The sequence below is a fragment of the Phenylobacterium sp. genome (assembly GCF_030693625.1).
GTDB lineage: Bacteria > Pseudomonadota > Alphaproteobacteria > Caulobacterales > Caulobacteraceae > Phenylobacterium > Phenylobacterium ferrooxidans.
Window position 1 is genome coordinate 19,862 of record NZ_JAUYAF010000080.1, and the last position, 25,637, is coordinate 45,498.

Annotated in this window: 28 protein-coding genes, 1 tRNA gene and 1 riboswitch; of the genes, 16 read left to right on the forward strand and 13 right to left on the reverse strand. The window is 67.5% G+C overall.

What is annotated here, in order from left to right; all coding sequences use genetic code 11:
• Positions 1-34 precede the first annotated feature (34 nt).
• Genes Q8N10_RS18610 through Q8N10_RS18620 form a run of 3 tightly spaced genes read left to right on the forward strand, consistent with a single transcriptional unit; the run spans position 35 to position 1,901 of the window.
• Entirely contained in the window at positions 35-343 is a 309-nt protein-coding gene (locus Q8N10_RS18610; protein ID WP_304775494.1) for a hypothetical protein, read from the forward strand.
• Positions 340-1,347: a fumarylacetoacetate hydrolase family protein gene (locus tag Q8N10_RS18615; protein ID WP_304775496.1), complete on the forward strand. Its 1,008-nt coding sequence runs from the start codon at positions 340-342 to the stop codon at positions 1,345-1,347. The genes Q8N10_RS18610 and Q8N10_RS18615 overlap by 4 nt, the downstream gene beginning before the upstream one ends.
• Positions 1,344-1,901: a MarR family winged helix-turn-helix transcriptional regulator gene (locus tag Q8N10_RS18620; protein ID WP_304775498.1), complete on the forward strand. Its 558-nt coding sequence runs from the start codon at positions 1,344-1,346 to the stop codon at positions 1,899-1,901. The genes Q8N10_RS18615 and Q8N10_RS18620 overlap by 4 nt, the downstream gene beginning before the upstream one ends.
• Here Q8N10_RS18620 and Q8N10_RS18625 read toward each other — a convergent pair.
• The 3 genes from Q8N10_RS18625 to Q8N10_RS18635 form a co-directional block, all read right to left on the reverse strand.
• A complete protein-coding gene (locus Q8N10_RS18625; protein ID WP_304775499.1) occupies positions 1,837-2,148 on the reverse strand; it encodes a hypothetical protein in 312 nt (103 codons plus the stop codon). The genes Q8N10_RS18620 and Q8N10_RS18625 overlap by 65 nt on opposite strands.
• 84 nt (positions 2,149-2,232) lie before the next feature.
• The gene (locus Q8N10_RS18630; protein ID WP_304775502.1) at positions 2,233-4,107 is read right to left on the reverse strand and encodes a ferrous iron transporter B; all 1,875 of its coding nucleotides are present in this window, start codon (positions 4,105-4,107) and stop codon (positions 2,233-2,235) included.
• On the reverse strand, positions 4,104-4,430 hold the full coding sequence (locus Q8N10_RS18635) for a FeoA family protein (protein ID WP_304775504.1): 327 nt from the start codon (positions 4,428-4,430) through the stop codon (positions 4,104-4,106). Before Q8N10_RS18635 ends, Q8N10_RS18630 begins: the two co-directional genes overlap by 4 nt.
• A gap of 141 nt (positions 4,431-4,571) precedes the next feature.
• Between Q8N10_RS18635 and Q8N10_RS18640 the strand changes: the two genes are divergently transcribed.
• Both Q8N10_RS18640 and Q8N10_RS18645 read left to right on the forward strand, forming a co-directional pair.
• Positions 4,572-4,952 carry a hypothetical protein gene (locus Q8N10_RS18640; RefSeq protein ID WP_304775507.1) on the forward strand — a complete coding sequence of 127 codons (381 nt, stop codon included), beginning with the start codon at positions 4,572-4,574 and terminating at the stop codon, positions 4,950-4,952.
• A 56-nt stretch (positions 4,953-5,008) separates the two neighbouring features.
• A tRNA-Leu gene (locus Q8N10_RS18645) sits at positions 5,009-5,092 on the forward strand.
• A 33-nt stretch (positions 5,093-5,125) separates the two neighbouring features.
• Here Q8N10_RS18645 and Q8N10_RS18650 read toward each other — a convergent pair.
• Both Q8N10_RS18650 and Q8N10_RS18655 read right to left on the reverse strand, forming a co-directional pair.
• Entirely contained in the window at positions 5,126-6,151 is a 1,026-nt protein-coding gene (locus tag Q8N10_RS18650) for a sterol desaturase family protein (protein ID WP_304775509.1), read from the reverse strand.
• 107 nt (positions 6,152-6,258) lie between these two features.
• On the reverse strand, positions 6,259-6,636 hold the full coding sequence (locus Q8N10_RS18655; RefSeq protein ID WP_304775511.1) for a DUF3597 domain-containing protein: 378 nt from the start codon (positions 6,634-6,636) through the stop codon (positions 6,259-6,261).
• Positions 6,637-6,974: 338 nt separating this feature from the next.
• Here Q8N10_RS18655 and Q8N10_RS18660 point away from each other — a divergent pair, with 338 nt between their 5' ends.
• Together Q8N10_RS18660 and Q8N10_RS18665 are read left to right on the forward strand one after the other, a co-directional pair.
• Positions 6,975-8,978, forward strand: a complete 2,004-nt coding sequence (locus Q8N10_RS18660; protein ID WP_304775512.1) for an alpha-glucosidase — start codon at positions 6,975-6,977, stop codon at positions 8,976-8,978.
• 9 nt (positions 8,979-8,987) lie between these two features.
• Positions 8,988-9,884 (forward strand): alpha/beta hydrolase, encoded by an 897-nt coding sequence (locus tag Q8N10_RS18665; RefSeq protein ID WP_304775515.1) that lies wholly within the window; start codon positions 8,988-8,990, stop codon positions 9,882-9,884.
• Between the two features lie 3 nt (positions 9,885-9,887).
• Here the strand turns inward: Q8N10_RS18665 and Q8N10_RS18670 are convergent, their stop codons facing one another.
• Entirely contained in the window at positions 9,888-11,660 is a 1,773-nt protein-coding gene (locus Q8N10_RS18670; protein ID WP_304775517.1) for an amidohydrolase family protein, read from the reverse strand.
• Between the two features lie 336 nt (positions 11,661-11,996).
• Here Q8N10_RS18670 and Q8N10_RS18675 point away from each other — a divergent pair, with 336 nt between their 5' ends.
• On the forward strand, positions 11,997-12,359 hold the full coding sequence (locus Q8N10_RS18675) for a hypothetical protein (RefSeq protein WP_304775518.1): 363 nt from the start codon (positions 11,997-11,999) through the stop codon (positions 12,357-12,359).
• A 4-nt stretch (positions 12,360-12,363) separates the two neighbouring features.
• On the opposite strand, the gene Q8N10_RS18680 is transcribed toward Q8N10_RS18675, so the two are convergent.
• A complete protein-coding gene (locus Q8N10_RS18680) occupies positions 12,364-13,014 on the reverse strand; it encodes a hemolysin III family protein (protein WP_304775519.1) in 651 nt (216 codons plus the stop codon).
• 153 nt (positions 13,015-13,167) lie between these two features.
• Here Q8N10_RS18680 and Q8N10_RS18685 point away from each other — a divergent pair, with 153 nt between their 5' ends.
• The 6 genes from Q8N10_RS18685 to Q8N10_RS18710 all read left to right on the forward strand — a co-directional run bounded on the left by Q8N10_RS18685 (position 13,168) and on the right by Q8N10_RS18710 (position 19,124).
• The gene (locus Q8N10_RS18685; RefSeq protein ID WP_304775522.1) at positions 13,168-14,115 is read left to right on the forward strand and encodes a hypothetical protein; all 948 of its coding nucleotides are present in this window, start codon (positions 13,168-13,170) and stop codon (positions 14,113-14,115) included.
• 49 nt (positions 14,116-14,164) lie between these two features.
• A complete protein-coding gene (locus Q8N10_RS18690) occupies positions 14,165-15,067 on the forward strand; it encodes a DMT family transporter (protein ID WP_304775525.1) in 903 nt (300 codons plus the stop codon).
• A gap of 138 nt (positions 15,068-15,205) precedes the next feature.
• Positions 15,206-15,760 carry a hypothetical protein gene (locus tag Q8N10_RS18695; protein ID WP_304775527.1) on the forward strand — a complete coding sequence of 185 codons (555 nt, stop codon included), beginning with the start codon at positions 15,206-15,208 and terminating at the stop codon, positions 15,758-15,760.
• Positions 15,761-15,797: 37 nt separating this feature from the next.
• Positions 15,798-16,148 (forward strand): hypothetical protein, encoded by a 351-nt coding sequence (locus Q8N10_RS18700; protein ID WP_304775529.1) that lies wholly within the window; start codon positions 15,798-15,800, stop codon positions 16,146-16,148.
• A gap of 102 nt (positions 16,149-16,250) precedes the next feature.
• Complete coding sequence (locus tag Q8N10_RS18705) at positions 16,251-18,200, forward strand: S9 family peptidase (RefSeq protein ID WP_304775532.1); 1,950 nt, start codon at positions 16,251-16,253, stop codon at positions 18,198-18,200.
• Between the two features lie 75 nt (positions 18,201-18,275).
• Positions 18,276-19,124 carry a neutral zinc metallopeptidase gene (locus Q8N10_RS18710; RefSeq protein WP_304775534.1) on the forward strand — a complete coding sequence of 283 codons (849 nt, stop codon included), beginning with the start codon at positions 18,276-18,278 and terminating at the stop codon, positions 19,122-19,124.
• On the opposite strand, the gene Q8N10_RS18715 is transcribed toward Q8N10_RS18710, so the two are convergent.
• Genes Q8N10_RS18715 through Q8N10_RS18725 form a run of 3 tightly spaced genes read right to left on the reverse strand, consistent with a single transcriptional unit; the run spans position 19,113 to position 21,249 of the window.
• The gene (locus tag Q8N10_RS18715; protein WP_304775536.1) at positions 19,113-19,808 is read right to left on the reverse strand and encodes an aspartate/glutamate racemase family protein; all 696 of its coding nucleotides are present in this window, start codon (positions 19,806-19,808) and stop codon (positions 19,113-19,115) included. The two genes, Q8N10_RS18710 and Q8N10_RS18715, sit on opposite strands and share 12 nt — an antisense overlap.
• On the reverse strand, positions 19,805-20,809 hold the full coding sequence (locus Q8N10_RS18720; protein WP_304775538.1) for a D-cysteine desulfhydrase: 1,005 nt from the start codon (positions 20,807-20,809) through the stop codon (positions 19,805-19,807). The genes Q8N10_RS18715 and Q8N10_RS18720 overlap by 4 nt, the downstream gene beginning before the upstream one ends.
• Before the next feature lie 50 nt (positions 20,810-20,859).
• Positions 20,860-21,249 (reverse strand): DUF6491 family protein, encoded by a 390-nt coding sequence (locus tag Q8N10_RS18725; RefSeq protein WP_304775540.1) that lies wholly within the window; start codon positions 21,247-21,249, stop codon positions 20,860-20,862.
• Positions 21,250-21,323: 74 nt separating this feature from the next.
• Positions 21,324-21,431, forward strand: a riboswitch (TPP riboswitch).
• 59 nt (positions 21,432-21,490) lie between these two features.
• Between Q8N10_RS18725 and thiC the strand changes: the two genes are divergently transcribed.
• Positions 21,491-23,314, forward strand: coding sequence for a phosphomethylpyrimidine synthase ThiC (gene thiC / locus Q8N10_RS18730; RefSeq protein ID WP_304775543.1), 1,824 nt, complete (start codon positions 21,491-21,493; stop codon positions 23,312-23,314).
• Between the two features lie 30 nt (positions 23,315-23,344).
• Positions 23,345-24,070, forward strand: coding sequence for a pentapeptide repeat-containing protein (locus tag Q8N10_RS18735; RefSeq protein WP_304775547.1), 726 nt, complete (start codon positions 23,345-23,347; stop codon positions 24,068-24,070).
• On the opposite strand, the gene Q8N10_RS18740 is transcribed toward Q8N10_RS18735, so the two are convergent.
• From Q8N10_RS18740 to Q8N10_RS18750, 3 genes are all read right to left on the reverse strand, one after another.
• Positions 24,067-24,288: a hypothetical protein gene (locus tag Q8N10_RS18740; RefSeq protein WP_304775549.1), complete on the reverse strand. Its 222-nt coding sequence runs from the start codon at positions 24,286-24,288 to the stop codon at positions 24,067-24,069. The genes Q8N10_RS18735 and Q8N10_RS18740 overlap by 4 nt on opposite strands.
• A gap of 130 nt (positions 24,289-24,418) precedes the next feature.
• Positions 24,419-24,634: a hypothetical protein gene (locus Q8N10_RS18745; protein WP_304775551.1), complete on the reverse strand. Its 216-nt coding sequence runs from the start codon at positions 24,632-24,634 to the stop codon at positions 24,419-24,421.
• A gap of 546 nt (positions 24,635-25,180) precedes the next feature.
• A partial coding sequence (locus Q8N10_RS18750; protein WP_305663973.1) for a hypothetical protein occupies positions 25,181-25,637 on the reverse strand: 457 nt, incomplete at its 5' end.

Consider the following 25,637-nt stretch of genomic DNA (forward strand, 5'->3'; position numbering starts at 1 on the left):
CCTCGCCGCCGTCCCCATGGACGTGCGTATCTGAATGCCCAGCGTCGACCGCCAGCAGGATTTGGCGGACGCCGCCGAGGAAGAACTGGCAAGGGCCTGCGATCTGGGCTGGCGGGAGCTCTCCCAGGTCACCCCCTGGGGCGACACCTACGAAGGCTTTACCCCGGCCGGCCGTTCCGCCGAGTTTGAGCGCAACTACCTTTGGGTCGCTGAGCCCAAGGGCGACATCTGCGTCGAGGTCGTCGTCTATCAGCCGCAAGCCTATGAGCGCGGGGTGCGCCTGACCCGCGTCATCCCGCGCCGCGATTCAACGAAAACAGAAATGATGGGAGACCAGGAATGAAGCTCGCTTCACTGAAGTGGGGACGCGACGGGCGTCTCGTGGTGGTGTCCAGCGATCTCGCCTGGTGCGTGGAGGCGACCAATATCGCCCCCACCCTACAGGCGGCCCTCGACGACTGGGAGCGGTGCGAGCCGCTGCTGAGGGGGCTGGGCGAGAGCCTGGACCATGGCTCGATACCCCGGGTGCGCTTCCACGAGCACGACGCCGAGAGCCCCTTGCCGCGCGCCTACCAGTGGGCGGACGGCTCGGCCTATGTGAACCACGTGGAACTGGTGCGCAAAGCGCGCGGCGCCGAGATGCCCGCCAGCTTCTGGACCGAGCCCCTGATGTATCAGGGCGGCTCCGATGGCTTCCTTGCGCCGCGCGACCCCATCCCCTTGGCCGACGAGGCCTGGGGCTGCGACATGGAAGGCGAGATCGCGGTCATCACGGGCGACGTGCCTCAGGGCGCGAGCCGGGAGGAGGCGCTTGCCGCCGTCCGGCTGGTGATGCTGGCCAACGACGTCTCGCTACGAAACCTGATCCCGGACGAGCTGGCCAAGAACTTCGGTTTCTTCCAGTCCAAGCCGGCGTCGTCCTTCTCCCCCGTGGCGGTGACCCCCGACAGCCTGGGCGACGCCTGGGTCGATGGCCGCCTGACGGGCGCCCTGGAGGTGGAGCTGAACGGCAAGCCCCTGGGTGAGGCCGACGCCGGCGTCGACATGACCTTCGATTTCGGGACCCTGATCGCCCACGCCGCCAAGACCCGGGCGCTGGGCGCCGGGACGATCATCGGCTCCGGCACCGTCTCGAATCGTGGTCCCGACGGCGGTCCAGGGAAATCGGTGTCCGAGGGCGGCGTCGGCTATTCCTGCCTCGCGGAGCTGCGGACCGTCGAAACCCTGGCGGGCGGCGCGCCAAAGACCCCGTTCCTGAAGGCCGGAGACTGCGTTCGGATTGAAATGCGCGACGCCCGCCGTCACTCCATCTTCGGCGCCATCGAACAGGAGGTCGCTGCCGGATGACCGTTCAGTCCCAGCCCACGGAAGCCGCGGCCGTCCCGGGGCTGAAGCTGGACGCCTATCTGCCCTACCGGTTGTCGGTGGCCTCCAACGCGGTCTCGGGCCTGATCGCCCGGGCCTACGAGGATCGCTTTGGCCTGACCATCCCGCAGTGGCGGCTGATCTGCGTGCTGGCGGAGGATGGCGGCCTGACCCAGGGCGCCATCGTCTCACGCACGGGCATGGACAAGGTGACGGTGAGCCGCGCGGCCCAGGGCTTGTTCAAGCGCCGCCTGCTGGAACGGTCGGATCACCATGCCGACGGGCGCTCGCATGTCCTGGCCCTGACCCAGGAGGGCTCGCGTCTCCATGCGGAGATCGCCCCCCTGGCCCTGGCCTATGAGGCGGCCCTCATATCCGGGCTCGCGCCTGACGAAGTGTCGCTGCTCAAGCGGCTCTTGAACCGCCTGCAGATGGCGGCCAACGCCTTGGCCGGCGACACGGGGGAGGCGCTTAGTGCGCCGTCTCCGGCATCCGGACGCCCCAACGGTGGGAGCCCTCGCCGAACCGCAGGGTGAAGCCGAAGCTCTCGCGCTTCTCGGTGTCGTTCCAGGCCGCCTCGAAGCTGGTGATGACCGTGGTCTCCAGCTCCTCGGGGATGTTGCGGACATCGACCCCTGAGTCGCGGGCCATCTGCATGATGACCTCCCGCCGGTGCGCCTCGCCGCCGAACTGCATCAGGGTCTGCCGGATGCGCTCGGCCACGGCCTCCGCGCTGGTCTTGGGGCGCGGCTTCCGCCGCCGTTCGGTTTGGATCTTTTCCATGATCACGCCTCCCACCTGAGGAAGGTGCGCTCGGGTCGTTTATCGCGTCGTTAAGGCTCACGCTTAACTTGTGTTTGCGACGTTCTACCCGCCGCCCAGCGCCACGGTGAGCTGGTAGACGATCAGGGCGGCGATATAGGCCAGGGTGATCATGTAGACGAACATGACCGTCGGCCAGAGCCAGCTGTTGGTCTCGCGCTTCACCACCCCCAGCGTCGCCACGCACTGCGGAGCGAACACATACCAGGCGAGGAACGACAGGCCCGAGGCGAGGGACCATTGCTCCGCCAGCCGGGCCGAGAGCCCGCCGGTGTTGGTCTCGGCGTCGCCCACCGCATAGACGGTGCCCAGGGCCGCGACAGCGACTTCCCGGGCCGCCATGCCGGGGACCAGGGCCACCGACATCTGCCAGTTGAACCCGATGGGGGCCAGGAGGGGCTGGATGAAGTGGCCGATCGTACCGGCGAAGCTGTAGTCGATGGCCGGGCCCGTCGCGCCCGCCGGCGGATAGGGGAAGGTCGACAGGAACCAGACGAGCACCATCAGGGGCAGGATGATGCGGCCCGCTCGGCTCATGAAGATCTGACCTCGCTGCAGCAGACTGCGCGCGACATTGGTGGGGTCGGGCTTCTTGTAGGTGGGCAGCTCCATCATGAAGGGCTCGCTCATGCCCCGCCACAGGAAACGCCGGATGACGAAGGAGACGCCCAGGGCCGACAGGATGCCTGCCGCATACAGGCCGAACATCACCAGGCCCTGGAGGCTGAAGACCCCGCCCACCACCTTGGCCGGGATCACCGCGCCGATGATCAGGGTGTAGACCGGAATGCGCGCTGAGCAGGTCATCAGCGGCGCCACCAGGATCGTGGTCAGCCGGTCGCGCTTGGAGTCGATCACCCGCGTCGACATGACCCCGGGGATCGCGCAGGCGAAGGAAGACAGAAGGGGGATGAAGGCCCGGCCGTGCAGCCCCGCCCCGCCCATGATCTTGTCCATCAGGAAGGCGGCCCGGGCCATGTAGCCGGAGTCCTCCAGCATGATGATGAACAGGAACAGGATCAGGATCTGCGGCAGGAAGACCAGGACGCTGCCAACGCCGGCGATGATGCCGTCGACGATCAGGCTGCGGACCAGACCCTCGGGGATCGCCAGGGCCACGAGCCCGCCGAGTCCCGTCATACCGGCGTCGATCAGGTCCATCAGGGGCGTGGCCCAGGTGAACACCGCCTGGAACATCAGCAGCAGTATGGCCAGCAGGATAGCCAGGCCCCAGACGGGATGCAGCAGCACGCCGTCAACCTTGCCGGTCAGGGTGTCGGGACGCTCAGGTGGCCGGACGTGAGCCTTCATCAGGCGCTGGGCCTCGCGGTGGGCGTCGCGGATCTCGCCGGCGTCGGGCGCGCGCCATTCTCGGGCGACGGTCGCCGCGGCCTCCAGGGTGGTGGCGTCGATCTGGGCCACCAGTTCCTCGATGCCGCGCTTGCGGGTGGCCACCGTGGTGACGATCGGCGCGCCGATGTCGCGGGCCAACCCCTCGAGGTCGATCCGCAGGCCCTGACGCTGGGCGATGTCGAACATGTTGAGGGCGAGAACCAGCGGCCGGCCCACCTGCTTCAGCTCCAGGATCAGGCGCAGCACCAGGCGCAGGTTGGTGGCGTCGGCCACGCAGACAATGGCGTCGGGAGGGGTCTCGCCGGCCAGCTGGCCGAGGACCGCATCACGGGTGACCGCCTCGTCCGGGCTGCGGGCCCGCAGGGAATAGGTGCCGGGCAGGTCCAGCACGTGGATCGTGCGGCCCGAGGCGGCGGTGACCGTCCCTTCCTTCCGCTCCACGGTGACGCCGGCATAGTTGGCCACCTTCTGGCGGCTGCCGGTCAGGGCGTTGAAGAGGGCGGTCTTGCCGGAATTGGGATTGCCGACCAGGGCGACCCGGGCTGGCGACAGGGCGACGTCGCTCATGGACGGTCCAGCAGGATGATGACGTCACCGGCGTCCCGGCGGCGCAGGGCGACGCGCATATCGTCCAGGCGCACGGCGATGGGGTCGTGGCCGATCGCGCCCTCGTGGATCACCTCGACGCGGGCCCCTTCCACGAAACCGAACTCCAGCAGGCGGCGCTGCAGCTCCTCGATATCGACGCCATGATCCTTGCCGTCGTCATCGGCGCGTACATCGATGATCACGCCCCGATCGCCGACGGAGGCGTCGCTCAGCCGAAGGGTGATCCCCACCTCGGGGATGGACTCGGCGATCTCCACACGGTCGATCGACAGATTGTTCATGCTGACGCCCTCACTCGTTGCGAGTGATTATCATTCGGACGACGGCGCGTCGAGAGCGCGACGCTGCTTGCGGCGAAGCGTCTCGCCGGAACCTGGCGACCGGTCAGGAATTGGCTGCTCCAGCAGCGGGAGGAAACCGACTTGGACCTGGTCATCGTCAAGCGCGCCCTGGGCGTCGTCAGTCTCGGCCTGGGCCTGGTGGCCGTCGCCGCGCCACGGCAGTTCGCCAAATTCGTGGGTCTGGCCTCCGACGAGGAGAAGGTCGCCGCCTTCGGCGCCCGCGAGATCGCCGCCGGCGCCGGACTGCTGTCGCCCGTTCGACCGGGTCCCTGGCTGTGGCTCCGGGTCGGCGGCGACGCCATGGACCTGCTTACGCTCGGCAAGGCCACCGGTCGCGAGAACCCCCGCCGCCACGCCGCCATGGCCGCGGCCGCCGTGGTGGGCGCCATCGTGGTGCTGGACATCGTGCTGGCCGCCCACGCCGCCCTGCATCGCGACGAGGACGAGGCCGCGGCCAAGTAGGTCAATCGCCGCTTGCGGCGGCGAGTCCCGCCGCTACATTGCCGGCCGCTCCTGGGGCCCCAGTGGCGAAATGGTAGACGCGGCAGACTCAAAATCTGTTGCCGAGAGGCGTGTTGGTTCGAGTCCGACCTGGGGCACCAAACTAGAAGTCAGGGACAGGCCTACGGCCGTCCTCAGTCGGCGCGTTTCACCACGAAGCCCGACCAGAAATGCCAGTAGTCGCGCAGCAGGTCAGGGACGATCCAGAAGCCGTGCCGGTAGGGCTGCGCCACGCCGATCACCAGGGCGGGATCGGCGGTCCCGCGCCAGGTGCCGAACAGCCGGTCCCAGATAGGGGCCATGGCGAAGTGGCCCGTGGGCTCGGTCATGTCCAGCTTGTGGTGCAGGCGGTGGTGCAGGGGCGACTGGAGCACCCAGCGGCCGACCCAGCCCCAGTCGGAGGTGAGCTGGGAATGGATCAGGAATCCGACCGTGGTCACCAGGACACTGACGAAGATCATCACACTGGGGGTGGCGCCCAGGATGGCGAGCGGCAGGTTGATCACGAAGAAAGCGCTGAACGCGGCCGGATGCTGGCGCGCCGAGGTCACCACACAGAAGTCTTTGGCCGAGTGGTGGAAGCGGTGCAGGGGCCAGAAGAACCGGCTGTGGTCCAGCCTGTGCGTCCAGTAGTCGAAGAAGGTGTAGATGTAGAAATAGACCACCAGCTGGGCCGCGAAGGGCAGGCTGGTCAGGTCCGCCGCAAAGCCCGTCTGAGCCTGGATCCAGTCGCGGATCGCCATGCCGGAGATCATCGAGAGGCCCAGCATCATGGCCTTGCCCACCACCTCCAGCACAAAGGCCTGACCCAGGACCAGGACGGCTAGGTCGGTGCGCATGGACAGGGTGGGACCGAAGATCAGCGCGCGCGCGGAGCTCTTCTCCCACCCGACCACCAGGCATTCGATCCACAGCGCCGTCGGCAGGATGGCGGCCACCATGCCGACGCCGGCGAGGCGGTCATGCACCCCCGATACGGTCTTGGATTTGCCGAAGGCCTGTAGGGTGATCTGATCGGGCAGCAGGCTGGCCACCGCCCACCAGGCCGCGCCGAGCAGGGCCGCGTAGACAACCAGCCCAAGCACGATAGCCGCGCGACCCACTGCGGCCCGGGGGCGGGTGTCGCCCTCGAGCGTCATCGAGGTGTCGGCAAGCGCCATCGGCTATGTCTCCAGTTGGGCGGGCGACCCAATTAGAGCAAGTCGTCGTTGAATGGCCGTTAACAGGGCGGCGAAAGGCGTCCGCCGCCCTTCGCCGCCTTGTGCTGTCAGTCCTTGAGACTGGCCGGGACCTTGCCGCCGTTCTCGGCGAGCTTCTTCCAGACGGCCTTCTGCAGGGCGATGTTCTGCTCGGCGCTGCCGTGGGCGCCCGCGTTGACGCCGAGTTCCCCGGCCAGCTCGGTGCGGGCGTCCAGGCTGGAATCCAGGTCGAGCATCTTCAGCAGGTCGACGATGGAGGTGCGCCAGTTGCCGCCGCCACCCTTCTGTGCGGCGAGCTCAGTGAGCACAGCCTCGACATCCACGGGCGCAGGGGCCGGAGCCGCGGCCGGCGCGGCGGCGGGGGCGGCCGGCTTGGGTGCGGGAGCCGGAGCGGCCACCTTCTTGTGATTGAAAATCTTGTCGAAGATCTTGCCGAAAATACTCATGAGCGCCTCGCTGGAATGTGAGGACAGAAAGCTCCGGAGTCCGGCTGGGTTCCGCCGCGAGCGGAATGAGAAGCGCCTGGGCCGCCCGCATTTCGCACGCCCAGGGCTGGATCGTCTTAGCTGCCGAAGTTGGAGCGGATCGTGACGCCGTAATGACGCCTGACGGTTTCCCGATCAGGGGCGGCATCCCCGCACCATGAGTTGGGAAGCCCCACAGTTATATGGGTATATGACATATTCCTTGATGGGGCTGTCTCGCGAACGCAGCCCGCGCAGATCGGCCGACCGCATGAGAACTGTACGCGCGGACCCCAGGGATTCTGGGCAGAGGAGTTTGTATGCAGCTGATCGAGCGGCCCACCGGCTTTGACATTGTCGAGGCCGGGCGGGTGATCCTGCGTCACACCGCCGAGGCGCCCTGCGTCTTCGTCGGTCGCGGCGAGTCCGAGGTCGAGATGCTGCGGGGCAATTTCAAGATCGCTGATTATGTGATCGAGCGCGTGCCGCTGCGCGCCGCCACCGTCATCCGGGAGGGCGAGGCGGTCTCCGTCACCTTGGCCCCATCGGCCGCCGAGACGCCCCTCCTGGTCGTGACGATCGCCGCAGGCGCCATCGCCATGCAAGCGACCGATCCGACCCTAAACCGTATGTGGATCCGTACGGTGGCCGAGGTCGGCGAGCATGTCTGGGGCGGTGGCGAGCAGATGTCCTATTTCGACATGCGCGGCCGACGCTTCCCCCTCTGGACCTCCGAGCCCGGTGTAGGGCGCGACAAGAGCAAGATGATCACCCTGCAGGCCGACCTGGCCGGCGCGGGCGGGGACTATTTCAACACCAACTATCCGCAGCCGACCTATGTCTCGTCGCGACTCTACGCCCTGCACGTGGACACCACGGCCTACAGCGTCTTCGATTTTCGTCATGACGGCTTCCACGAGATCGAGGTCTGGGAGATTCCGGCCAAGATCGAGGTCTGGGCGCGCGACACCTTCGTCGAGATCGTCGGGGTTCTATCGGAGCGTTTCGGCCGCCAGCCGCAGCTTCCGACCTGGGTGCTGGAGGGCGCCGTCGTCGGCCTGAAGCAGGGTGCCGAAAGCTTCGACCGTCTGCAGAACTTCCTCGACGCCGACGTGAAGGTCGCAGGCCTGTGGTGCGAGGACTGGGTGGGCCTGCGCATCACCTCCTTCGGCAAGCGGCTGTTCTGGGACTGGAAGTGGAATCCCAAGCGCTATCCCGACCTGGACACCCAGATCGGCGAGCTGCGAGCCAAGGGCATCCGTTTCCTGGGCTACGTGAACCCCTATCTAGCGGTGGACGGCAGCTTCTATGAGGTGGCCGAGGCCAAGGGCTATCTGGCCCTGACCCTCGACGGCGCCGGCCCGTACATCGTCGACTTCGGCGAGTTCGACTGCGGCGTGGTGGACTTCACGATCCCGGAGGCCTGCGAGTGGTTCGAGGAGGAGATCATCGGACGCCAGATGCTGGACTTCGGCCTGTCGGGCTGGATGGCCGATTTCGGCGAATACCTGCCCACCGACGTGAGGCTCGCCAACGGCGTCGACGGCATGCTGATGCACAACGCCTGGCCGCCCCTGTGGGCGGAGGTCAATGCGCGCGCCGTGGCCAAGCGCGGCATGACCGGCGAGGCGCTGTTCTTCCTGCGGGCCGGCTATACCGGGGTCCAGGCCCATTGCCCCCTGCTGTGGGCCGGTGACCAGTCGGTGGATTTCAGCCGCCATGACGGCCTCGGCACTGTGATCTGCGGAGCCCTGTCCTCGGGCCTGCTGGGCAACGCCTACCATCACAGCGACATCGGCGGGTACACCAGCCTGTTCGGCAATGTCCGCACCGCCGAGCTGCTGATGCGCTGGTCGGAGATGGCCGCCTTCACGCCGGTGATGCGCTCCCATGAGGGCAACCGGCCCGACGAAAACCTGCAGCTGGACGGCGATCCCCAGGTGCTTGCCCACTTCGCTCGGATGACGCGAATCTATCGCCACCTCGCCCCCTATGTGGCGGGGCTATCGGCGGAGGCGGCGGCCACCGGCCTGCCGCTGCAGCGGCCGATGTTCCTGCACTTCCAGGAGGATCGCGCGACCTATGTCGACCAGACCCAGTACCTCTACGGCGCTGACCTGCTGGTGGCGCCGGTGATCCGTGAAGGAAAACTCGAGCGAGAGGTCTACCTGCCGGCCGGCGTTGACTGGGTGAATGCGTGGACCGGCGACACGCACAGCGGCGGCGGCGCGATCACGGTTGTCGCAGAGCTGGGCTATCCGCCGGTCTTCTACCGTGAGGGCTCGCGGGATACGGTGTTGTTCGCCGGCCTTGGCCAGATCTAGGATTACTCCATGACCGACACTGATCTTCGCGGCCTGCTGGCCGCCGGGCTGTTGACCCCCGCCCTGATGGGCGCGACCTCGGCCAAGGCCGCCGCCAAGCCGAGCGAGGGCCAGATGATAGAGCTGTGGCCCAACGGCGCGCCGGGCGGGTCCAAGGTGACGGTGACCGAGACGGCGACCGACGTGGTCGACAAGGGGCACACCGGCCGCGACATCTCCGGGATCACGAGGCCGCGCTTCAGCCTGCATCGGCCAAAGATGAAGACGGACACCGCCATGCTGGTGATCGCCGGCGGCGCCTTCAACCGCGTGGTGTTCGACAAGGAGGGCGAGGAGGTCTGCCGCTGGCTGGCCGACAAGGGTGTCGCCGCCGGCGCCCTGTTGTACCGCCTGCCCGGCGACGGCTGGGACGCCGGCCAGGACGCGCCGGTTCAGGACGCTCAGCGCGCCCTGCGCCTGCTGATCGGGGAAACCGGCGCCAAGCGCGTGGGGATCATGGGCTTCTCGGCCGGCGGAACCATCGCCGGCGCCCTGGTGGCGCGCGCCGCGGAGACCCTCTACCCGCCGGTGGACGCCGCCGACAAGTTGAGCGCCATGCCCAGCTTCATGTGCCTGGGATACCCCTATCTGAACGTGCCGAAGGGGCCGCGCGAGAACATGTTCCCAGGCTTCACCAAGGCCACGCCGCCGACCTTCTTCTTCCACGCCGCTGATGACGCCCGCGTCCCGGTGGCCAACTCGATCCAGCCCTTCCAGGAACTGCGCGCCTTCGGCGTGCCCGCGGCTCTGCACGTCTATGAGAGCGGCGCCCATGGTTTCGGCCTGCGGGCGGCCGAGGGCTCGTCCGCCTCGCACTGGCCCGAGCACTTCCTGACCTGGGCCAGGGCCGGCGGGCACATCGGCTAGGCGCTACTCTGCCGCCTGGGCCATCGGTGCGGCTTGCGGCCCACGGATCAGCCTGCCGGGCATCTCGCCGGTGGCCTCGCCGTTCTCGAAGGTGACCACGCCCTCGACGATGGTGGCGACATAGCCCTGGGCGCGCTGGATCAGGCGGCGGCCCTGGGCGGGCAGGTCGAAAGCCATCTCCGGGGCCAGGATGGCCAGCTTCTCGAAGTCGATCAGGTTGAGGTCGGCCTTCATGCCGGGCGCGAGCGTCCCGCGGTCGTGCAGCCCGTAGAGCCGCGCGGTGTCGCGCGTCTGCATGGAGACCACCTTCTCCAGGCTCAGGCGCGCGCCGCGCGAGCGGTCGCGGACCCAGTGGGTCAGCATGTAGGTGGGGAAGCTGGCGTCGCAGATCACCCCGCAATGGGCCCCGCCGTCCGACAGGCTGAGCACCGTGTTGGAGTGGGTCATCATCTCGTGGATATGGTCGAAGTTGAACTCCGCGTAGTTGAGCAGCGGCAGGTAGATGTAGCCTTGGCCGTCCTTCTCCATGAGCATGTCGTAGACGATGGCGTCGGGCGCCTGGCCGGTGGTCTTGGCCAGGGCCGCGATGGAGTCCTCGGCGCGGGGTTCGTAGTCCAGGCCGCCCGCGTGCTCCAGCCGGAACATGCGATCGAATCCTTGCGTCAGGATCATGCCGATGGCGCCCATGGGCCGTGACGGCTCGGCCAGGATCCTGGCCCGGACCTCGGCGTCACGCAGCTGCACGATGCGCTCGGCGAAGGGCAGGGCGGCCAGCTTGCGATAGGTGTCTCGGCCGATGAAGGGATGCACCGTGCTCTGCCAGCCAAGCACCATGCCGGTCGGACGGCAGGCGATCTGGGCGGTGATCTGGGCGCCCTGCGCCCGCGCCTCCTCGGTCAGCTGCAGCAGCCGACGCCAGCCGTCGGCCTTCACTGGGGACTGCAGCAGCCCAAAGGTGACCGGCACGCCCGTCTCGACCGACAGCGACCGCATCCAGTTGAACTCGTCCTCGGCGGGCGCCATGTCGGACGCCATCTCGAAGACCCCGTGGCCGGCTTGGCCCATGGCCCGGCCGATACCCAGCAGTTCGTCCTCGGCCGCGAAGGTGCCCGGCACCGGCTCGCCGTCCTTGGCCAGGTGCAGCATGGTGCGCGAGGTGGAGAAGCCCAGGGCGCCGGCCGCCACGCCCTCGCCGACGATGCGCGACATCTCGGCGATGTCTTCAGCCGTCGCGGGTTCGTTGCGCGCGCCGCGCTCGCCCATGACATAGGCCCGCACCGCGCCGTGCGGCACCTGGGTGGCCACGTCGATCACCCGGGGCTGGCCCTCCAGGCTGTCGAGATATTGCGGGAAGGTCTCCCAGGTCCACTGGATGCCTTCCGACAGCGCCGCGCCGGGAATGTCCTCGACGCCTTCCATCAGTTCGATCAGCCAGGCATGGCGGTCGGGACGCACCGGCGCGAAGCCGACGCCGCAATTACCCATCACCGCGGTGGTCACCCCGTGCCAGCTCGACGGCGCCAGATAGGGGTCCCAGGTCACCTGACCATCGTAGTGGGTATGGATATCCACCCAGCCGGGGGTGACGATCAGGCCGCCAGCGTCGATCTCTCGGCGTCCGGCCTGTGGGATCCTGCCCACCGCGGTGATCTTGCCGTTGTCGATCGCGATGTCGGCCAGGAAGGCCGGGGTCTCGGCGCCGTCCACCACGCGCCCGTTTCGGATCACCAGATCGTGCATCGTCCGCCCTCGGTCGAGGTTCCACGCAGACGTCATTCCGGCCGCGCCTGCGGACCCAACTTGGGGCAGCATGAACCCAAGTTGCGCGGCCGAAAAGTGTGACCCAACGTCAGGCCGCCTGGGGTCCTTGAGCAGCGTGGGCGCCGACGTCGGCGATGGCGGCCCAGACCTTGTCGGCCAGGTCGTCAATGAAAACTTCCTTGTGGATGGTGGCCATCGGGGACTCTTCAATCAGGTTGAAGCAGGACCCGACGATGGGGGAGGGTAGGCCATCTGGCCGATTCCGGACACGGTCACTTCGCCTTGGAACCGACACGTGTTTGCGAAATTGTCAGCAAGCCGCGTCATTTCCGCCGGCGGATTTGGCGCGACATGACCCCTTTCACCCTGCTCCTGACCTTTGGCCTCGCGGCGGCGCCCATGGCGGTTCTTGCAGCCGAACCCTTGCCGCTGGCCCGCGCCTTCGGCAACACGGTGGTCTCCACCTATCCCGATGGCCGCACCGCCCTGGTGTGGCTGAAGAAGGACGGAACCTATACGGGGAAGACCCGCCGCCGCACGCCCTCCAGCGGGACGTGGAGCCTGAAGGGCGAAAAGGTCTGCCTCAAGCAGTCCAAGCCCGTGGCCGTGCCGTTCAACTTCTGCACCGAACTGCCCGCCAGCGAGAGTTGGAAGGCCAGGGCGGTCACCGGCGAGCCGGTCACCATGAAGGTCGTGAAGGGTGTGGCGCCTTAGGCCCTCAGTGCTGGGCCAGAACGACGCCGGTCAGCACGGCGACATACTGCAGAGCCGCGCCGCCCACTACGTGGCCGTGCCAGATGGCGCGGCGGAACCGCAGCTTGTCCAGCAAGTAGAAGACCGCGCCGGTGGAATAGATCGCGCCGCCCAGGGCGAGCATCAGCAGCGAGATCCACGAGAGGCCGTCGATCATCGGCTTGATGGCCACCAGCACTAGCCAACCCAGGGCGAGATATAGTCCCACCCAGAAACGCCGCCCCAGGCCGGGGAGGAACAGCTTGCCGAGAATGCCCATGGCCGCCAGCGACCAGACCGCCGTGGTCATGGCGACAGACCAGGCGCCGGTGAGGTTCTGGGTCGTGAACGGCGTGTAGGAGCCCGCGATCATCAGGAAGATGCCCGCGTGGTCCAAACGGCGCAGCAGCGGCCGCCAGCTCGGCTTGGCGAAATTGTAAGCCAGTGACAGCGCCAGCATCGCCACCATCGCCACGCTGTAAACGGCCACCGCGGCCACCTGGCCGAGGGTTCCGATCTTGACCGACAATCCCAGCAGGATACCGCCGCCGACCAGGGCCAGGGTCAAGCCGGTGATATGCACCACCAGGTCGGCGCATTTGGCGGCGGGCGTGGGATAGTGGCGCGGCGGAAACATGGCCTCAGCATATCCGCCGCCTGTGTCGCGTCCATGACCAATCTTGGGCCGTATCATCTGCGACAACTTCGACCGTGTGGGCCGCGGCCCGTCTTGGCTTCGAGAATCTCAATAACTTGGGTTCGCGAACCCGCCATGCCCATCAGGATGTAGATGTCAGACCTGGACGCCCCGACACTTCCCCCTGATGTCCGCCGTCAGGTCGTTCGCCTCGCCGGAGACTTCTTCCTGAACACCTCCCAGGTCATCACCACGGCCATCGATACCGACCTGGTGACCGGGATGATCTTCCTGGCCATCGTCCGCGCCAATGTGCGGCATATGCTGGACGATCCGGAACTGGCTCTAGCCTATTTCGAGCCCGGCGACCGGCCGCCCGAGGTCTTCCGCAAGCCTGTAAGCGTCTACGCCATCGCCCGTGAACTGCGTTTGCCCTACGAAACCGCGCGGCGCCATATCCGCAAGCTGCTGGCGAAGGGTCTATGCGAGCGCCAGGGCGATGGCGGGGTGGTGTTCCCGCCTGAGGTCAACGACCGGCCCGAGGTTCGCCAAGCCGTGGCCACCAACTTCCACACAACCATCCGTTACGCTCGGGCGCTGGCCGACGCAGGGATCGTAGCCACCTGTGGCCGGGCGCCCGAGACCCCAGGCGGGGGCCCCTACATGCCCCGTGAGGTGGTGCGGCTTTCGAGCGACTACTTCCTCAACACCATCGCACTGCTCACGACCAACCTGGGCCTCGATCTGGTGGAGGGCCTGATGTTCCTTGCGATCGTCCGGGCCAACACCTTGCACGTGACCCTAGACCCCACCCTGGCGGCCACCTTCAGCGGCCTGGACGAGATTCCGCCTGACGCCCTGCGGCGCAGCGTCAGCGTCTACGCTCTCGCGCGCGACCTCCGGCTGCCCTACGAGACCGCCCGCCGCCATGGCGGCAAGCTGCTCGAGATGGGCTTCTGTGAACGGGCGAGCGATCGGGGCCTGGTGGTGCCGAGCCACGTTCACGCGCGCGACGACTTCAAGGCGAGCGTCGAGAACTACGGGCGGATCACCCAGGCCTTCGTAAATTCCCTGGCCCAGGCGGGACTGGTTCTGACCTAGGCACCGTCCGGGGATGGCGCCCGCCCTCCGAACGCCCTAAGGCCGTGGCATGACCCGCAAGCCCGCGCCCGCCCACATGACCGTGCAGAACAACGGCATGGGCATCGCCCTGCGGGTGGCGGCGATGGTCTGCATGGCGGGGCTGGCCGCCTTGGTGAAGTGGTGCTCCAGCCGGGGCGTCCCGGTGCTGGAAATCATCTTCTTCCGCAACGCCTTCGCCTTTGTACCGGTGTTGATCTACATCGCCCGGACCACCGGTTTCTCGGTGCTGAAAACCAAACGGCCCCTGGGCCACCTGATGCGTTCGACGGTCGGCCTGACCGGCATGGTCTGCGGCTTCACCGCGGTCAGCCTGCTGCCGCTGACAGAATCCACGGCGCTGTCCTTCTCCGCCCCCTTGTTCATGACCGCCCTGTCGGCGCTGATCCTCAAGGAGACGGTCGGTCTGCATCGTTGGGGTGCGGTCGTGGTGGGCCTAGTCGGGGTCCTGATCATGATCAACCCCGACCCCTCCCATATGGCGGTGAAGGGCACCGTCTTCGCCTTGGTGGCCGCCGTCGGCTCGGCCGGCGCCATGATCGCCATCCGCGAGATCGGCCGCACCGAGCCCGGGGCCACCATCGTCTTCTATTTCACCCTCGCCGGCATGGTGCTTGGCTTGGCCAGCCTTCCCTTCGGCTGGGTCATCCCCGACATGACGACCCTGGCCCTGCTGATCCTCGCCGGCCTGATCGGCGGGGTGGGGCAGCTCTTCCTGACCGAGGCCATCCGCCGAGCGCCGGTCGCCGTGGTGGCGCCCTTCGACTACACCCAGCTGATCTGGGCCAGCATCATCGGCTTCCTCGTGTGGGAGGAAACACCGCGCCTGGCCACCCTGGCGGGCGCCCTCGTCGTGGCCGGAAGCAGTATCTACATCCTCCTTCGCGAGACCCGCCGCTTCCGCGCATCCTGAAGGGCCTCATCGCGCGAAGGGCTTTAGAAACCCTGCGTTGACAGCCCGGCGGTACGGGAAGATTCTGATGGCCAAGTCAGGTTCCTTTCAGGGCCTTCGGCGCTCGGAACCCGGCTCCAGGTCAGATGGAGGCCAGGCATGATCAGGACAGTATCGGCGGCAGGCGCCTTGGCGGTGGCTCTTTTCGCAGGCTCGGCCCAGGCCGCGGTGACAGTGATCGGCGGCGGGATGGCTGAGGCCTGTTCCGATGCGGCGATCAGTGGCGAAAGCGACATCAGGTTCCAGCAGCTGTGCACCGACGCGCTGGATTCCGAATTCCTGAACGCCCGCGACCGCGCCGGCACCCTGGTCAATCGCGGCGTCCTGAAGCTGCGGCGGGGCACCTATCCCGAGGCGACCCGAGACTTCGACCAGGCGGTGAAGCTCCAGCCTGGCATGGGCGAGGCCTATGTGAACCGCGGCGCCGCATCGATCGGCCAGCGCCGCTACGCCGACAGCCTGCCCGATATCAACAAGGGGCTGGAACTGGGCCTGCTCGAACCCGCCAAGGCCTACTACAACCGGGCGCTGGCTTACGAAGGCCTGGAGGACGCTAAGTCCGCCTATTTCGACTACCAAAAGGCGTTGGAGATGCAGCCGGAGTGGGCCGCGCCCCGCGAGCAACTGGCCCGGTTCAGCGTGTCGCGGCGCTAGGGACCCAAGCAGAGGTCTCGCGCGTTCTGCATCCGAGATGCGCGCCCTGTTTACAGCCCTGATCCTCGCCGTAATCGGCGCGGGCCCTGCCTTGGCGCAGGACGCGAACCTCAGCGCCTATTATGAGGCGATGTGGCACGAGCAGCAGGCCGCCAACCGGATGGCCCAGCAGCGCTCTGTCGCCCTGGAGAACCAGGTCGGCGCTCTTGAAGCCCAGATGCAGACGGAGACCCGGCTGCGTGATCTTGAGGGTCGGCTAGTGGCCTCGCGCCTCCCCGCCACGGACGCCACACAGGCCGCGCCGCCTGCCGTCTTGCCGGCCAACATCGACGCCTGGATGGCCGAGTCCAACGCGCGGGTCCGGGCCGCGGCCACGAACAGGCGCTAGCAAGCTTCGCAGTTGTGGCTTGCACGCGCGGCGTGCGCCAGGAATAACGTCAGGGCTACCCATGGTGGTGGCTTTACTGCGCTCAGCGCCCGGGGGGGCTTCATGTTTCGAATCTTGGTGGTCGCGCTGTGCGCGGCGCTCTTTGCCTGGCCCGCCGCTGCCGCCCCGCCACCGATTGAGACCTACGGGCGCCTTCCGACCCTGGAACAGGTGCTGGTCTCTCCGGACGGAACCAAGCTGGCCTATGTCCGCCCCGAGGGTGAGAGCCGCAAGATCATGGTGCAGAACCTGGCGGATGGGAAAATGCTCGCCGGGGTGGCCGTGGGCAACGAGAAGCTGCGCGACATCTTCTGGGTCGGAAATGGACGGATCGCCTTCTCGACATCCACAACGGCCCGCGTCCGAAGCAACAGCTCGTCCGTCGAGTTCACCGGCCGCAATGAGATTTGGCAGACTCGAGTCTACGACATCGAGAGGCGCACCTTCCAGCTCGTGCTCGACAAGACGCCTGGCGTCGGCAACTTCACCAATGGCGGCGTCAACGTGGGGATCGTTGATGGCGTTCCCAGCATCTACGCCGTCGCGATGAGGATCAGCGGTGTCGACAGCCTGCAAAGCCTCTATCGCGTCGACGTCGCCGGCGGCCCCACGCGGCTGCTGGATTCCGGCCCAAGCATAGGGGACATCAGCACGAACTGGGTGCTGGATGGGACCGGCGCGACGATCGCCAAGACCGAATATGACCGCAAGGACGGCGACTGGAGATTACTCGTTCGGGTCGGCCCGAAATGGTATCCGGTGCTTTCCGAGAACGCGCCGCTGGATGAGCCGTCCGTCATTGGCCTCGGCCCGGCGCCCGACACCTTGCTGATCGCGCGGATCGATGAGGGCCGCTATGTCTTCAAGCCTCTCTCCCTGAAGACCGGTAAGGAGGGGGAGCCGCTGGCGCTGAAGAACGGCGTCCTGGAGTTCCTGTTCGACGGCGTCACGCGCCGCATCATTGGTGTCGTGGAGAATGACGACGCCAACACCATGACCTTCTTCGCGCCGGAAGATCAGGCGAGCTGGAACAAGATCAAGCGTGCCTTCGGCAGTGAGCGGGTGACGCTGGAGAGCTGGTCCGACAACCGAAAGCAGGTGGTGGTCAAGGTCCAGGGCCCGAAGACTGGCGCGGCCTACATGTTCGTCGATCTCGCCGCCGGTCGCGCCTCGATGGTGGATGACATGCAGGCCGGCCTGGGTCCTGACGAGCTCTCCGTCACGACCATGATCACTTACAAGGCCGCGGACGGCCTGGAAATTCCCGCCGTCCTGACAATGCCCAAGGGCCGCGATCCCAAGAACCTGCCGCTGGTGGTGATGCCTCACGGCGGACCTCAGTCCTTCGACACCGTCGACTTCGATTGGTGGCGGCAGGCTCTGGCATCCCGCGGCTATGTCGTGCTGCAGCCGAATTTCCGCGGATCCGAGGGCTACGGCCCCAGCTTCACGGCCGCTGGCTACGGAGAGTGGGGCCGCAAGATGCAGACCGACCTTTCCGATGGCGTGAAGCACCTGTCGACCCAGGGCGCCATAGATACCAAGCGGGTGTGCATCGTCGGGCACAGCTACGGCGGTTACGCCGCCCTGGCGGGCGTCGCCCTGGAGCCTGGGGTCTACCGCTGCGCCGTGGCAGTTGCGGGGATTTCAGATCTCCGTCGCTTCCTGATGTGGAAGCGGGGCAACCTCGGAGGTGGCCGAAACGACACCCTGCGTTTTTGGCGACGCTTCATGGGCGTGGAGGGCGAGGATGAGAGCGGGCTCGACGCTTATTCCCCGGCGCGCCAGGCTGCCAAGGTCAAGGCGCCGGTGCTGCTGATCCATGGCAAGGACGATCTGGTGGTGCCCTTTGAGCAAAGCCAGTTCATGGCCGACGCCCTGACTGCGGTTGGCAGGCCAGTGGAGCTGGTGACCCTCAGCGCCGAGGACCACTGGCTGTCTCGGGGGGCGACCCGCATCCAGATGCTGCAGGCGACGGTGACCTTCCTCGAAAAGGCCAATCCGCCGAACTAGCTGACAGCGGCGCCGTTCCGCCGCATCCTCGGCCAGTCTGGCGCGTTGAGGCGGCCAGGGTTGGAGGAGATGGCCATGCGTTGGGACGGTGGACGCCGCGGCGGCAATGTTGAGGATCGGCGCGGGCTCGGGCCTGTTGCGGGGGGCGTCGGGATCGGCGGCCTGCTGCTGGCGGCCGTGGGCTACTTCGTGTTCGGCATCGACCCCTCGACGACCCTCAGCGTGGTCAACGGCGCGGGCGGCGGGGCTGAGCAGCAGGAGGGCGTGCGCGGCACGCCGGCCGATCGCGACGCCCAGTTCGTCGACGTTATCGAGACTTCCACCAGCGATGTCTGGACCCAGATCTTCAAGGCCTCCAATCGCAGCTACGATCCCCCCGCGGGCATCGTGATCTATGACCGCGCCACCGGGACGGGCTGCGGCATGGGACAGTCGGCCATGGGGCCGTTCTATTGTCCGCCGGACCGCAAGGTCTATCTCGACCTCTCCTTCTGGCAGGAACTCTCAGGTCGCTTCGGCGCCCAGGGCGACGCGGCGCGGGCCTATGTCATCGCCCACGAGGTCGCCCACCACGTCCAGAACATCACCGGCCAGATGGACAAGGCCAAGCAGTTCGGCGCCAAGGGCGTGGACTCAGGCTCGGTGCGCCTGGAGCTGCAGGCCGACTGCTATGCCGGCGTTTGGGCGGCCCGGGCGTCGGAAGCTTCCGACGGTCAGGTGGCGCTCGATCCCAAGGATATCGAGGACGGTCTGAACGCCGCCGCTGCGGTCGGGGACGACACCCTTCAAAAGCAGTCGCAGGGCCGGGTCATGCCTGACGCCTTCACCCACGGCACCAGCGAGCAGCGCATGCGCTGGTTCCGCGCCGGGGTGCAGAACGGCGATCCCGCCAACTGCGATACGTTCGGCGCTTCACGTCTCTAGAATCGGGACCGGCTCATAGCCGAGGCAGACGTCCACGCAGCGCCTGGCGAGCAGTTCGCCGGCGTCGAGAAGCGGCTTGCCGACGTCCTTGGGACCCAGCACCAGCGGCACTTCAGTGCAGCCGGCGATGATCGCCTCGGCTCCGTCCGCAACCAGGATCTGGGCCAGGTCGGCCATGCCCTGGCGGACCTCAGGCCCGACGTCGCCCGCCTTGATCTTGGCCAACAGGGTCATGAAGCCCTCCTGGGCCTCAGGCGGCAGGGTGACCAGACCCATGCCCTGGGCGGCCAGATACTCGCGGTAGAGCCGGATCGCCTGCTTGGTGCCCAGCACACCGGCGCGCCGGGCGCCGGTGTCCCGCGCGGCGTGCGAGGCCGTCTGGATCATGTCGATCAGCGGCAGACCCGAGGCCCGGGTGATCAGGTCGGCATGGGCGTGAGCGGTGTTGCAGGCGATGGCCAGCACCTCGGCGCCCGCGCCATGCAGGGCGCCGGCCATCTCGGCCAGGACAGGCCCAGGCTTGGCGAAGGGATCGTTGCGGTCTGGAACCTGTGGGTTGATGTCGACGATCACCCGGATGTGGTCCTTCTCCTGCTTCACGGGGGTGAAGGCCTGGAGCTTGGTGAGGAAGTCGAGGGTGGCGGCGGGGCCCATGCCCCCGAGGACGCCGAGGACGAGGCTCATGCCAGGGTTCCTTCCAGTTCGGTGGCGTAGCCGAACAGTCCCTGGGCGCCGCCGGTGTGCAGGAACACCACCGTCTCGTCCCGGAAGGCGCCGGCCTTGGTGAGTGCGATCAGGCCCTTCATCGCCTTGCCGGTATAGACCGGATCCAGCAGCAGGGCCTCGGTGCGGGCCACGAGCTTCAGGCCGTCGATCACCGCCTGGTCGATGAGGCCGTAGCCCGCGCCCACATAGTCGCAGTCGGCGACGGTCATCTCCCGGGTGACGCGCTCGCCGTGGCCCAGCATTGCCGCGGTCTCAACGGCCAGCTTGTGGACATTGGCTTCCTGGATTTCCTTCGGGGCGCGCACGCCAATGCCCAGCACCGGAATGTCGGCGCCGATCAGGGCCAGGCCCGCCACCAGGCCGGCATGGGTGCCCGCGCTGCCGGTGGCCGTGACGATGCGGTCGATGACGATCCCCTGCTCATCGGCCTGGCGCACCAGTTCGATGGCGCAGTCCACATAGCCCAGGGCGCCGATGGCGTTGGAGCCGCCGCCGGGGATGATGTAGGGCACGCCGCCTCGGCCGCGGACCTCGTCGGCGACCTTGGCCAGCTCGGCGTTCATGTCGGTCCCGGCGGGCACGGTGCGCAGCTTGCCCCCCAGCAGCCGGTCCAGCAGCACATTGCCGGAGGTGTTGTAGTCCACCGCCCTGGAGCCGGTCCGTTCCTCCAGGATGATCTCACAGGCCAGGCCGAAGCGGGCGGCGGCGGCGGCCGTCTGGCGCACGTGGTTGGACTGTACAGCCCCCTGCGTCACCAGCGTGTCGCAGCCCTGGTCCAGGGCGTCGCCCAGCAGGAATTCCAGTTTTCGGGTCTTATTGCCGCCCCCTGCCAGACCGGTGCAATCGTCGCGCTTCACCCACAGTTCGGGACCGCCCAGGGCGGCGCTGAGGCCGGACATGGGCTCCATGGGCGTGGGCAGGTGCGCGAAGCGCGCGCGCGGGAAACGGGCGAGATGCATGGGGAACTCCTAGGCTCCCTGACTAGCATGCCGCCCGGGCTTTTCGCGAGCTACGGCTTGAGCTTGGGCGGCAGGCTGGCGATCTGCGGCGGGGTCAACCTGGTGATCGACTTCACGATGCAGGGCGAGAGACCGATGGTCCCGGCGACCTTCAGGCTGAGGTCGATCGGGCGGCAGACCAGATCGTTGCCGCCCGCGGTCTCGATCACCAGGGGATCGCCCATGCTGGCTCCGGCCAGGCAGGATCCGTTCATCTCGATGCGGAAGACGTCCTTGTTGCGGACGCCGACATAGAGGGTCTTGGGATCGCCCACCGTGTGGCCGTCCATCTGGCTGACGCGGAAGCACTGGCGGCCGGGGGCGGGATCGGCGGCCAGGGCCTGGGAGGCGCCGGCGGAAAGCGCCACGGCGGCGAGGACGAGAGGGAGCAGGCGGATCATGGGGCGCTTCCTTGGCTTGGGGGGCCGAGATCAACGCAGGACGATGGCATTTGTCGGGCGATCGCGGTAGCGTGGGGCCTTCTCCGGGGAGTCGCCGCAGCGGCTGAGAGGCGGGTCTGTCCCCGCGACCCGCCGAACCTGATCCGGGTCATGCCGGCGAAGGGAGGGAACGCGGGACTGCCCCGCACGACCACTCTGCGCGACACGTCCGGGTCTCCTTAATCAAGGCAGGAGCCCGCGCATGAATTTCCAGACCCCCGTCCCCAGCAATGGTGCCATCCCGACCGGGGAGCGTCCTGGCTCGCGCAAGGTCTATCAGCCTGGCCTGCTGTGGCCCGACATCCGGGTGCCGTTCCGCGAGGTGGCGGTGCATCCCAGCGCCAACGAACCGCCGGTGACGATCTACGATCCGTCGGGCCCCTACACCGACCCCACCGCGACCATCGACATCGAGCAGGGCCTGGCGCGGACCCGTGAGCCCTGGGTGGTCTCACGCGGTGACGTGGAAGTGGTGACCAACCCGCGCGCCGTGAAACCCGAGGACAATGGCGGGGCCGCAGGCGTGCATCTGGCGCCGGAATTCAAGGCTCCGCGCCGCATCTACCGCGCCAAGGGCGCCGGATGCGTCACCCAGATGGACTACGCGCGGCGTGGCATCATCACGCCGGAGATGGAGTACGTCTCCATCCGCGAGAACCTGCGCCGTCAGGCGGGCGACGGCTTCATCCGCGACGGCGAGGACTTCGGGGCCGAGATCCCGGATTTCTGCACCCCGGAATTCGTGCGCTCCGAGGTGGCCCGAGGACGGGCGATCATCCCGGCCAACATCAACCACACCGAGCTGGAGCCGATGGCCATCGGCCGCAACTTCCTGGTCAAGATCAACGCCAATATCGGCAACTCCGCGGTGCTCTCCACCGTGGCCGACGAGGTGGACAAGATGGTGTGGGCGATCCGCTGGGGGGCCGACACGGTGATGGACCTGTCCACCGGCCGCAACATCCACAACATCCGCGACTGGATCATCAGGAACAGCCCTGTGCCGATCGGGACGGTGCCGATCTACCAGGCCCTGGAGAAGGTGGACGGGGTCGCCGAGGACCTGACCTGGGAGGTGTTCCGCGACACCCTGATCGAGCAGGCCGAGCAGGGGGTGGACTACTTCACCATCCACGCCGGGGTGCGGCTGTCCTATGTGCCGCTGACCGCCAAGCGGGTGACCGGGATCGTCAGCCGAGGCGGCTCGATCATGGCCAAGTGGTGCCTGGCCCACCACAAGGAGAACTTCCTCTACGAGCACTTCGAGGACATCTGCCAGATCATGCGGGCCTATGACGTGTCGTTCAGCCTGGGGGACGGCCTGCGGCCGGGGTCCATCGCCGACGCCAATGACGCGGCCCAGTTCGCCGAGCTGGAGACCCTGGGGGAACTGACCCAGGTGGCCTGGAAGCACGGGGTCCAGACCATGATCGAGGGCCCCGGCCACGTGCCGATGCACAAGATCAAGGCCAACATGGACAAGCAGCTGAAGGTCTGCGGCGAGGCCCCGTTCTACACCCTGGGCCCGCTGACCACGGACATCGCGCCGGGCTATGACCACATCACCAGCGGCATCGGGGCGGCCATGATCGGTTGGTTCGGCACCGCCATGCTCTGCTACGTGACCCCCAAGGAGCACCTGGGCCTGCCCGACCGGGAGGACGTCAAGCAAGGGGTGATCACCTACAAGATCGCCGCCCACGCCGCCGACCTGGCCAAGGGCCACCCGACGGCCCGGGCCTGGGACGACGCGCTGAGCCGGGCGCGGTTCGAGTTCCGCTGGGAGGACCAGTTCAACCTCGGCCTCGATCCGGAGACGGCGCGGCAGTACCACGACGAGAGCCTGCCCAAGGAGGCCTTCAAGACCGCCCACTTCTGCTCCATGTGCGGTCCCAAGTTCTGCTCCATGAAGATCAGCCAGGAGATCCGCGAGACGGCGGCCAAACAGAACGATGTGGCCCAGGGCATGGCGGAGATGAGCGCCAAATTCCGCGCCGGCGGCGGGGAGATTCAGGTCAAGCTCTGACGCACATGTCGGTCGCCACGGATGGAAGAAATGGCCTTTTCAGAGGGGGCGACCGACCAAGACCTGTCGATGGCCGACTGGTCTGACGCCGATTGCACCGACGCGGTGTTCGTGGGCTGCACCATCGAGGGGGCGCAGTTCTCGGAGACGGTGCTGGAAGGCAGCAAATTCAAGGGCTGCCGCATCCTTGGCGCGCGGTTCGCCCATGCCAACCTGCGCGACGCGCACTTTGAGGACTGCCAGTTCGCGCAAGGACAACATGGGCCGACATTTGCCCATTGCGGTCTCGATGAGGTGCGCTTCACGCGCTGCGACCTGTCCTTCGCGCGGTTCGAGCGATCGAGCCTGTACGGGGCGCAGTTCGAGACCTGTAACCTGCGGGGGGCGGCCTTCGTGGGGGCCGACTTCAGCCGGGCGTTCGGCCGCAAGGTGATCCGCACCCAGGTGTCGTTCTCCGGCTGCAGCCTGGAGCTGGCCGACCTCGCCCAGGCGCGGCTGGCCGGCGCGGACCTGACCAATGTCTCGCTGCGGGAGACCGACCTGCGGGAGGCCGACCTCACCGGCGCCGACATGCGCAGGTGCGACCTGTTCCAGGCCCTGACCGGTGGGGCCAGGTTCGCGGAGGCCGACCTGCGGGGCGCGGAGGTCAGCGGCCTGAACATCTCAGGTCTAGCAAGCTATGAGGGGATGAAGGTCGACGTCGGCCAGCAATACCGCCTGCTGACGGCGCTAGGCCTCGACGTTCACGCCGATTAGTCGTCGCGGCGGGCGCGGACCTTGGCCTGTTCGGGCTTGGGCCAGGACCTGACCATGATCACCAGCATCGAGGACCCGAGGATCGCGGCCAGGCCGCTGACGCCCTGGGCGGTGTCCATGCCGATGGCCGCCTGACGGCCCACCAGGGCGCTGGCCAGGATGACGAAGGCCATGGCGGCGCGTTCGGCGGGGATATGGGCGATGATCGACTTGAGCATGGGGTCTCCTATGCCCTCCAGTTGACGTGCGAGTTCAGGGTCGTACGTCACGGTAAACATGGAATGTGGTCAGGCTGCGGCGAGTGGTCACGCTTGAGGCGGACTGGCGCGCGGGTTGCCGGGTTTCGCGTCAGTCGTCCTGACGGGCGGGAACCTTGGCCGGCGCCGGCGCGATCCGCACCCAGACCGCCACCGTCACCGAGCCCAGCACCGCGGTGACCGCGCCGGCCCACTGGATCACCTCCATGCCCTGGGCGGCATGGCGGCCGGCCATCAGGCTGACCACGAAGACCAGGGCCGCGGAGGCCCACTCGGCTCCGGCGCGCGAAAACAGCGTATTCAGCATGGGGTCCTCAAGCGGGGCCGGATGTCGGTAGCCGTGCATAAGGCCATACCTGCAAGGGATTCGCGATGCGGCATGGCCGCGCAGACCCATCCGAAAGCTTTACCTGGAGATCGCGCATACGCGGAGTACACTCATAGCGCCGACGGAGGAGGTGGGTCGCCACTTGGATCTGCTCGGCGTGGTTTCGCTCCAGCGTTAAACAGGCCGATCCCTCCAAAGATGAGGAGGAAGAGCCCGGCGTGCGCCGCCGCTGTCCGCAACGCCAAGGCGTCAAACTCTCGGACATAGAAGTCCGGAGCCTGCCGGCCGCCCGGCACGCGATAGACATGCCCTGTGACCGGGGCGGGCCCCGTTGGACTGACAAACCCAAGACCGCTCCAGATGACGGCGCCCGCCATGGTCACGAGAAACAAATAGAAGACCAGCCACCGCAGCGGCCCTGAGGGCGGCCACCGGATTCCCCGCTCCCATATCGTTTCGGGCTGCTTAGGCTTTTGGGGGTTTGGAAGCCCGTCAGGTGTCATCAATCTGGTTCGCCAGCAAGGCCTACGGCCCGCAGGTCCAGAGGCCGGTGAGGACCAGCTTGGCGCCGTCGGCGCGGTCGTAGGTGAGGGTGGCGGGGTAGCCGGGGGACTCGCCGCCGCCGACCGGGGCCGCGCCCGTCAGGGCGATGGTGACGGTCTTGCCCTGGCCGACGAAGGCCACGCCCTTCAGCATGGCGTCAAAGCCGCCCGGCGCGGTCACCCGCTCGACGGAGTCCATCACCTTGACCACCCCCTGGGCGGGTTCCTTCGAGGCGACCACGCCCATCGCCACCAGCAGGGGCGAGGCGGTCGGGGTGGAGAAGCTGCATCCGAGCTCGCCCTGCAGGGCTGCTGACTGCAGGTCGGCGCTGGAGAGGGGGTTGAGGGTGATGGCGGAGCCATCGCCGCCGACTGTGGCGGCGGGGTCGGGGCTGGCCGGCGCGGCGGGCACGCCCGGCGCAATCGGCGCGGCAGGGGCG

What these genes read in the sequence shown, in the direction of transcription:
- Q8N10_RS18610 (WP_304775494.1), top strand. Translation starts at nt 35, where the DNA reads ATGCCCAGCGTCGACCGCCAGCAGGATTTGGCGGACGCCGCCGAGGAA.
- Q8N10_RS18615 (WP_304775496.1), top strand. Translation starts at nt 340, where the DNA reads ATGAAGCTCGCTTCACTGAAGTGGGGACGCGACGGGCGTCTCGTGGTG.
- Q8N10_RS18620 (WP_304775498.1), top strand. Translation starts at nt 1,344, where the DNA reads ATGACCGTTCAGTCCCAGCCCACGGAAGCCGCGGCCGTCCCGGGGCTG.
- Q8N10_RS18625 (WP_304775499.1), bottom strand. Translation starts at nt 2,148, where the DNA reads ATGGAAAAGATCCAAACCGAACGGCGGCGGAAGCCGCGCCCCAAGACC.
- Q8N10_RS18630 (WP_304775502.1), bottom strand. Translation starts at nt 4,107, where the DNA reads ATGAGCGACGTCGCCCTGTCGCCAGCCCGGGTCGCCCTGGTCGGCAAT.
- Q8N10_RS18635 (WP_304775504.1), bottom strand. Translation starts at nt 4,430, where the DNA reads ATGAACAATCTGTCGATCGACCGTGTGGAGATCGCCGAGTCCATCCCC.
- Q8N10_RS18650 (WP_304775509.1), bottom strand. Translation starts at nt 6,151, where the DNA reads ATGGCGCTTGCCGACACCTCGATGACGCTCGAGGGCGACACCCGCCCC.
- Q8N10_RS18655 (WP_304775511.1), bottom strand. Translation starts at nt 6,636, where the DNA reads ATGAGTATTTTCGGCAAGATCTTCGACAAGATTTTCAATCACAAGAAG.
- Q8N10_RS18660 (WP_304775512.1), top strand. Translation starts at nt 6,975, where the DNA reads ATGCAGCTGATCGAGCGGCCCACCGGCTTTGACATTGTCGAGGCCGGG.
- Q8N10_RS18665 (WP_304775515.1), top strand. Translation starts at nt 8,988, where the DNA reads ATGACCGACACTGATCTTCGCGGCCTGCTGGCCGCCGGGCTGTTGACC.
- Q8N10_RS18670 (WP_304775517.1), bottom strand. Translation starts at nt 11,660, where the DNA reads ATGACGTCTGCGTGGAACCTCGACCGAGGGCGGACGATGCACGATCTG.
- Q8N10_RS18675 (WP_304775518.1), top strand. Translation starts at nt 11,997, where the DNA reads ATGACCCCTTTCACCCTGCTCCTGACCTTTGGCCTCGCGGCGGCGCCC.
- Q8N10_RS18680 (WP_304775519.1), bottom strand. Translation starts at nt 13,014, where the DNA reads ATGTTTCCGCCGCGCCACTATCCCACGCCCGCCGCCAAATGCGCCGAC.
- Q8N10_RS18685 (WP_304775522.1), top strand. Translation starts at nt 13,168, where the DNA reads ATGTCAGACCTGGACGCCCCGACACTTCCCCCTGATGTCCGCCGTCAG.
- Q8N10_RS18690 (WP_304775525.1), top strand. Translation starts at nt 14,165, where the DNA reads ATGACCCGCAAGCCCGCGCCCGCCCACATGACCGTGCAGAACAACGGC.
- Q8N10_RS18695 (WP_304775527.1), top strand. Translation starts at nt 15,206, where the DNA reads ATGATCAGGACAGTATCGGCGGCAGGCGCCTTGGCGGTGGCTCTTTTC.
- Q8N10_RS18700 (WP_304775529.1), top strand. Translation starts at nt 15,798, where the DNA reads ATGCGCGCCCTGTTTACAGCCCTGATCCTCGCCGTAATCGGCGCGGGC.
- Q8N10_RS18705 (WP_304775532.1), top strand. Translation starts at nt 16,251, where the DNA reads ATGTTTCGAATCTTGGTGGTCGCGCTGTGCGCGGCGCTCTTTGCCTGG.
- Q8N10_RS18710 (WP_304775534.1), top strand. Translation starts at nt 18,276, where the DNA reads ATGCGTTGGGACGGTGGACGCCGCGGCGGCAATGTTGAGGATCGGCGC.
- Q8N10_RS18715 (WP_304775536.1), bottom strand. Translation starts at nt 19,808, where the DNA reads ATGAGCCTCGTCCTCGGCGTCCTCGGGGGCATGGGCCCCGCCGCCACC.
- Q8N10_RS18720 (WP_304775538.1), bottom strand. Translation starts at nt 20,809, where the DNA reads ATGCATCTCGCCCGTTTCCCGCGCGCGCGCTTCGCGCACCTGCCCACG.
- Q8N10_RS18725 (WP_304775540.1), bottom strand. Translation starts at nt 21,249, where the DNA reads ATGATCCGCCTGCTCCCTCTCGTCCTCGCCGCCGTGGCGCTTTCCGCC.
- thiC (WP_304775543.1), top strand. Translation starts at nt 21,491, where the DNA reads ATGAATTTCCAGACCCCCGTCCCCAGCAATGGTGCCATCCCGACCGGG.
- Q8N10_RS18735 (WP_304775547.1), top strand. Translation starts at nt 23,345, where the DNA reads ATGGCCTTTTCAGAGGGGGCGACCGACCAAGACCTGTCGATGGCCGAC.
- Q8N10_RS18740 (WP_304775549.1), bottom strand. Translation starts at nt 24,288, where the DNA reads ATGCTCAAGTCGATCATCGCCCATATCCCCGCCGAACGCGCCGCCATG.
- Q8N10_RS18745 (WP_304775551.1), bottom strand. Translation starts at nt 24,634, where the DNA reads ATGCTGAATACGCTGTTTTCGCGCGCCGGAGCCGAGTGGGCCTCCGCG.